This window comes from Gilliamella sp. A7 (assembly GCF_002142015.1).
GTDB lineage: Bacteria > Pseudomonadota > Gammaproteobacteria > Enterobacterales > Orbaceae > Gilliamella > Gilliamella apis_A.
This window is the reverse complement of record NZ_NASN01000028.1, coordinates 22,408-29,203: the sequence shown is the minus strand read 5'-3', so window position 1 is coordinate 29,203 and position 6,796 is coordinate 22,408. Positions and strand designations below refer to the sequence as shown.

Here is a 6,796-nt window from a genome sequence, read left to right as displayed (position 1 = left end):
TAGTTAAATTGATGATCGAATTATAAATATGACAGAATCTTTTTCTAACGACAAATATAACCAGCAGTTACAAAATAAAATAACCAATTTAAAAACATTATTATCTGATTTTTCATTACCCGATTTACAGGTTTTCTCTTCACCAATTAGTCATTATCGTATGCGAGCTGAATTTAGAATTTGGCACAACGGTGAGGAGCTTTATCATATTATGTATGATAAAAAAACTAAAAAAAGAGTAAGAATTGATAGTTTCCCAATTGCATCGCAATTAATTAATCGTGCCATGCAAACAATTTTACCGTTACTTCAATATAACGATAAGTTGCGCCATCAACTTTTTCAGATTGATTATTTTTCTACGTTGAGTGGCCAGTTATTAATAACACTCTTATATCATAAAAAGTTAGATGACCAATGGATAATAGAAGCTGAGCGTTTAAAACAACAATTAGCAGAGCAGGGTATTATTGCCAATTTGGTTGGTCGAGCTAGTAATCAAAAAATTGCTGTAAATGTTGATTATGTCGATGAGACTTTACCTATATTTGATAAGAACTTTAGTTATCGACAAGTGGAAAACAGTTTTACCCAACCTAATGCTGCTATCAACATTAAAATGTTGGAGTGGGCAATATCGGTTACTAAAGATTCTAAAGGTGATCTTCTCGAATTTTATTGTGGCAACGGTAATTTTTCGATTGCATTAGCACAAAACTTTAAGAAGGTGTTGGCAACTGAGATCGCTAAAGCATCGGTTTATTCTGCGCAACATAATATAAAAGTAAATAATATTGATAACTTGATTATTGCCAGATTATCGGCCGAAGAATTTACCAGTGCAATTAAAAAAGAACGACAATTTAATCGATTGCAGGGCATTAATTTAGATGATTATCAATGTCAAACCGTATTAGTCGATCCACCGCGAGCAGGATTAGATGATAATACGCTTGATATTCTTCAAAGTTATCAAAGAATTATATATATTTCTTGTAACCCTAATACGTTGAAAAATAATTTAGAACAACTAACTAAAACGCATCATATTGAACATTTTGCTATGTTCGATCAATTTCCTTATACCGATCATATTGAAACCGGTATTGTTCTTCGTAAAAACTAACATCAACCATATTCAATTACGGTTAGATTTGCTAAAATGAAATTTGTTTTATAGTGAATTAGCCGTAATCCATGAATAAATTTACGTCAGTAAGTATTAAAGGCAAAAAAAACCCTAGATCAACTAGGGCTGCATTAAATTGCAAGGAATGGATGAAAGGAAATAAAACAATGAAACAATACTGTCTAGCCTCATGAATCATTGTGGCGATACTATAACAAATTTAAACCGACTGATTAATGACGATGAAATTACAAAATAGTCATTAGACTGTCATGATGCCATTCCCCTTTTTCATATATCCTATTACTGCATTATGCAATTTCGATAACCTGATAGAACATTAAGGAATATTCAATATGAAATTGTTAGTTGTTGAAGATGAACAAAAAACAGGCGAATATCTACGTCAAGGATTAGTTGAGTCAGGATTTATTGTTGATCTCACAGATAATGGCTTAGATGGCTATCATCGCGCAATGACTGAAGATTATGATTTAATAATTCTTGATGTCATGCTTCCCGATATTGTTGGTTGGAAGATAGTGCAGTCTTTACGTGAAGCAGGTAAAGATACGCAAATTATTCTTTTGACGGCAATGGGAAGTGTAGAAGATAAAGTTAAAGGGCTTAATTTAGGCGCTGATGATTATTTAGTTAAACCATTTTCTTTTGCCGAACTATTAGCAAGAGTAAAATCATTATTAAGACGAAATGTGCCGCAAGTTAATAATTATCAATTAAGTATTGCTGATCTAGTTATGGACTTACCTAAGCGAACCGTAACCAGAGGAGATAAAAGAATTGATTTAACCAATAAAGAGTTTTTATTACTGGAGTATTTTTTACGTTATCCTGGTGAGGTGTTACCTAGATCATTAATCGCGTCCCAAGTATGGGATATGAATTTTGACAGTGATACCAATGTTATTGATGTAGCAATTAGGCGATTGCGGAACAAGATTGATGCTGATTTTGAACCGAAATTAATTCATACAGTCCGAGGAATGGGATATAAATTAGATGTATTGGATGAAGAAGACTAACATCATATCATTTCGTATACCGCTTATAGTATGCCTGCTGACCTGCGGGCTACTTTATTGTTTTAGCTATCTTATTGAACACACTTTTGAAAAAATTTCGATTCAACAAAATGTTACAGAATTGAATTCTGTTATCACCTCAATTGAACGCGAACTTACTTATTATTCACCCGATGAAAATCGAGATGAATTCTTTCAAAATCTTTTACTTATTTTAACTGGTCATCATCATTTGTTTGTTTATATTATTGATGATTCAGGAAAAATTGTCTATCGTACTCGAGGTCCCAATTTATCTATTGCTTTATCACAAGAAGATTTTGATCGATTAATCACCGAAAATAGTACAGCCGTTTGGAACATTGACAAATCATCTTATCGCCTTGGTGCTTCAAGAGTATTGCTAGATGAAGGTCGCCAATATACGACGATAGTTGCAGTAGCGCGTGATTTACAACTTGAATTTATTAAGCGATTGAGAAATGGCCTAGGTTTACTTATCGTTATTGCTTGTGTTTTAGCTTTAATAGGATCTTTAATTTCAATATATTATACGCAAAAGCCAATCAATCGTTTAATCAAAAAGATTGAGGGCATAAATATGAAAAGTTTAAATTATCGTATTTCAACTAAATCAGTGCCGGTGAAATATGTTAGTTTGGTTAAAGCTTTTAATAATATGCTTCATCGAATGGAAGATGTTTTTGAGCGCCAACGCAATTTTACTGCTGATATTGCTCATGAAATGCGTACGCCAATTACTAATTTAACCACACAAACCCAAATAGTATTAAATAATGCGCGATCAACTGATGAATATCGAGAAATTTTGTATTCTAATTTAGAAGAGTATGAAAAAATGTCTCAAATGATTTCTGATATGCTGTTTTTAGCTCAAGCAGATAATCATCAATTGGTTCCAAACCTTGTCGATATTGATCTGCACTCAATGATTAGTTTAATGTGTGAGTATTTTGAACCTCTAGCCGATGAAAAAAATATAACTTTTGAAATAGAAGGTAGTTGTTCTCATATTGAAGGGGATAAAATGATGTTAGCGCGAGCGATAAGTAATATATTATCTAATGCTATTCGATATACTCCTGAAAATCAGACAATTAAAGTCAGCTTGAGTCAAGTGAATCAAAAACGAATCCAAATTATTATTGCTAACACAGGTAAAAAGATTGAAAGTCGCCATTTACCACATCTTTTTGATCGTTTCTATCGAGTTGATGAATCACGGCACCGTAATGGCAAAGATAGCTCGGGAACAGGGATTGGTTTAGCAATCGTTAAATCTATTATCGACACGCATAAAGGTCATATTCATGTCGAATCTGATGATTTATCAACTCGATTTATTATCAAACTTCCTACCGTTATTTAACGTCAAAATCACTTATTAGTAGATTAGCTGCAGCATATGCGGCTTTTTCTCGTAATTCAGCAGGTACTTGTTGATTATCAACTATCTCATTGAGAACTGTCATTACTGTACCTAAAGCATCATCAATATAACCTAAATCATTACTACCAATTTGTGCATATTTTTCCCGAATTAGCTCACTGTATTTGTTCATTTTACTATCCTATCGATTCAAAAAATTTAAGTATGATTTAAATAAATGTTATTAACTTTTGATAAACTTGATTAGCATTTATGGATTGCATCGTTTTATCTGTAGAAATGATGCTATGCTGATTTTTACCATATCCGCCAATAAGTTTCGGATCAGTATTACCAAATAAAGTAATATTAGGTCTATCTAATGCTGCTGTTAAGTGGCTTAGTCCTGTATCGACTGATACTACAGCTTTGGCACCGGCAATAACCGTTGCAATTTCATTGAGGGGTAATTTAGGTAATACTTCAACGTGTTTGAATCCTTGAGCTAAACGTAAGGCGCGTTCTTGTTCATGTGGTGCTCCCCATGGAAGTTTAATTTTTAGGCCAGTAGGCTCAATTAACTCGATTAAATTACGCCATGCTGATTCTGTCCAATGTTTTTCATCCCTAGTAGTTGCATGTAGGAAAATCAAATATTTTTGGTTATCAGGCGGTAATGATGTTAAAAAATGATCAGCAATAGCATAGTCACCAATCGAATCTGGTTGTGGGTAGTTAAGACTTTTAGCAAATAACATACGGACACGTTCAATGGCATGCATTTGTTTAGGGACATGATGTTTTACATCATAAAACCAGCTAGCAATTGGTTCTTTTATGCTTTGGCGATCCAAACCATGTTTAATACCTTTCGCTTTACGAGTGATTAAAAACGCACTTTTAATTAGCCCTTGAGCATCAATAATACAATCATACTGTTTACGCTGTAAGTGTTCTATAAATTGATGGCGCTCTTGGCGAATGGGCTTAGCGAACCAGTTTTTTCGCCAACGCCTGATTGCAACCGGAATTATGTCATTTACTGCAAAATGCCAATTGGGAATTTGACAAAAATTTTCTTCAACAACCCAATCAAACGTTATATTAGGTAGGCTATTAGCAGCATCAGTTAAAGCAGGTAAAGTATGCAATACATCACCCATAGATGAAGTTTTAACAATTAATACGCGCATAATTAACAGCTCTTTTCACAGCGAACGATTAGATTCATTAATGTTTCAAATACTAAATCTGGTTTTATATCAATAAGGCTTTGATGATACCCTTGTTCTGCATCACCTTTACGAACGCGATGATAGCCAGTGATTAAACGGATTACTTCGGCTTTATTGGATAGTGGCGGAGTAAAATCAGGACTACTTGGCCCATAGAGTGCGACTAAAGGTTTATCCAGAGCTGCTGCTACGTGCATTAGTCCTGAGTCGTTGGTGACGATAGCTTTACACGCAGCAATCAGATTTATTGCTTGTCCTAGTGCCGTTTGTCCAGCAAGGTTAATACATTGTTCTCCATGATTCATTTTAGCAATGATTTGTTCGCCAACTATTTTATCTTTTGTTGAACCGAAAATAATAATTTTAGCATGTTGTTTAACTATCTTATCGGCTAATGCTGCGTAATGATAATCTGGCCAGCGTTTGGCTGGGCCAAATTCGGCTCCTGGGCAAAAACCAATTAATGGCTCATCATTATTAATATTAAATGTAGATAATGTTTGTTCAACTTCATCGATTAAAACACTAAGTTTTGGCCATAAAATTGGCTGAGGAATATCTTTTGCTGAGTGGATATTCTTTTTAGGATAGGCGAGAGCGACATAGCGTTCTACCATTAATGGAAAGGCTTGTTTATCTAGAACTCGTAAATCATTTAATAAGCCATAACGCATCTCACCTTTCCAACCAGTACGTTTAGCAATTTTAGCAAAAAAAGGAATGAGTGCCGATTTAAATGAGTTAGGTAAGATGATAGCTTGATTGTATTGATTATTGCGTAATTCCTTTCCTAACTGATAGCGTTTGCTTAAAGCAAACTCACCATGGCTAATAGGCATAGCGATTGATTGATTTACTTCTGGCATTTTGTCTAATAAAGCTCGGCACCAAGCTGGTGCCATCACATCAATTTCTATAGTTGGATCTAACTGTTTTAATGTGCGATATAAGCTTTGTGACATCATCATGTCACCAACCCATGAAGGACCAATAATCAACGTTTTCATTGAGGTTCCTTTATTGTTGGTTTAACCATTGCATATATTCAGTTGTTCCTTGAGACACTGTTTTGAACTCAATAGGACAACCTGTTTTTCTGAATTTAGTCAGATCAGCTTGAGTAAAGCTTTGATAACGTCCTTTTAAGTGTTCAGGGAATGGAATATAATCGATTTCTCCTTTTTGATGGAAGTTTAATACAGCATCAGCAACTGATTGGAATGATTCTGCACGACCGGTTCCACAATTAAAAATGCCGGAAACTTTATTTTTCCAGAACCATAAATTAACCTCAACCACATCGCCAACGTAAATAAAATCACGTCTAAAATTATCACTACCAGCAAATAATTTTGGCTTTTCGCCTTTGGCTATTTGTTCATTCAAGTGATAGGCAACGCTAGCCATGCTACCTTTATGGTTTTCACGAGGTCCATAAACATTGAAATAACGAAAACCACAAATTTGTGAATTTGCATTAGGTAAAATTTCTCGAACATACTGGTCGAATAAAAACTTTGAATAACCATAGACATTCAAAGGTTTTTCATAAACCCTATCTTCAATAAAATTGTCACTACGTCCACCATAAGTTGCAGCCGAAGAAGCGTATAAAAAAGGAATATCAAAATCTAAACAATAATGTAGCAAATCTTTTGAATAATTGTAATTATTTTCCATCATAAATTTGCCATCCCATTCAGTTGTGGATGAACAAGCCCCTTGATGAAAAATTACTTCAATATCTAGATTTTCGCCAGAGACTATTGCCGAAATAAATTCATCTTTATCCATATAATCAGCAATATCTAAATCTGCCAAATTAGCAAATTTAGTACCATCGGTTAAATCGTCTACAACTAAAATATCTTTTCGGCCTAACTCATTCAAACCTTTTACAATATTACTCCCAATAAAACCTGCACCGCCAGTAACAACTATCATAATTACAACCTTTAACTAATAAAATTAATGACACTATAATAACGATTTATTGACA

Annotated in this window: 7 protein-coding genes; 3 read left to right on the top strand and 4 right to left on the bottom strand. The window is 34.0% G+C overall.

All coding sequences use genetic code 11. The features are described 5' to 3' along the window. Positions 1–28 precede the first annotated feature (28 nt). The 3 genes from trmA to B6D18_RS08035 all read left to right on the top strand — a co-directional run bounded on the left by trmA (position 29) and on the right by B6D18_RS08035 (position 3,562). On the top strand, positions 29–1,126 hold the full coding sequence (trmA, locus tag B6D18_RS08045) for a tRNA (uridine(54)-C5)-methyltransferase TrmA (RefSeq protein WP_086363982.1): 1,098 nt from the start codon (positions 29–31) through the stop codon (positions 1,124–1,126). Between the two features lie 359 nt (positions 1,127–1,485). Beyond that, positions 1,486–2,172: a heavy metal response regulator transcription factor gene (locus B6D18_RS08040; RefSeq protein WP_086363981.1), complete on the top strand. Its 687-nt coding sequence runs from the start codon at positions 1,486–1,488 to the stop codon at positions 2,170–2,172. Continuing rightward, complete coding sequence (locus B6D18_RS08035) at positions 2,150–3,562, top strand: heavy metal sensor histidine kinase (protein ID WP_086363980.1); 1,413 nt, start codon at positions 2,150–2,152, stop codon at positions 3,560–3,562. Before B6D18_RS08040 ends, B6D18_RS08035 begins: the two co-directional genes overlap by 23 nt. Here B6D18_RS08035 and B6D18_RS08030 read toward each other — a convergent pair. Genes B6D18_RS08030 through rfaD form a run of 4 tightly spaced genes read right to left on the bottom strand, consistent with a single transcriptional unit; the run spans position 3,555 to position 6,741 of the window. Beyond that, positions 3,555–3,755 carry a YaeP family protein gene (locus B6D18_RS08030; protein ID WP_086363979.1) on the bottom strand — a complete coding sequence of 67 codons (201 nt, stop codon included), beginning with the start codon at positions 3,753–3,755 and terminating at the stop codon, positions 3,555–3,557. The two genes, B6D18_RS08035 and B6D18_RS08030, sit on opposite strands and share 8 nt — an antisense overlap. 37 nt (positions 3,756–3,792) lie before the next feature. Continuing rightward, the gene (gene rfaC, locus B6D18_RS08025) at positions 3,793–4,755 is read right to left on the bottom strand and encodes a lipopolysaccharide heptosyltransferase RfaC (protein WP_086363978.1); all 963 of its coding nucleotides are present in this window, start codon (positions 4,753–4,755) and stop codon (positions 3,793–3,795) included. 2 nt (positions 4,756–4,757) lie between these two features. Then, complete coding sequence (rfaF, locus tag B6D18_RS08020) at positions 4,758–5,804, bottom strand: ADP-heptose--LPS heptosyltransferase RfaF (RefSeq protein ID WP_086363977.1); 1,047 nt, start codon at positions 5,802–5,804, stop codon at positions 4,758–4,760. 10 nt (positions 5,805–5,814) lie between these two features. After that, positions 5,815–6,741: an ADP-glyceromanno-heptose 6-epimerase gene (gene rfaD, locus B6D18_RS08015; RefSeq protein WP_086363976.1), complete on the bottom strand. Its 927-nt coding sequence runs from the start codon at positions 6,739–6,741 to the stop codon at positions 5,815–5,817. Positions 6,742–6,796: the final 55 nt, after the last annotated feature.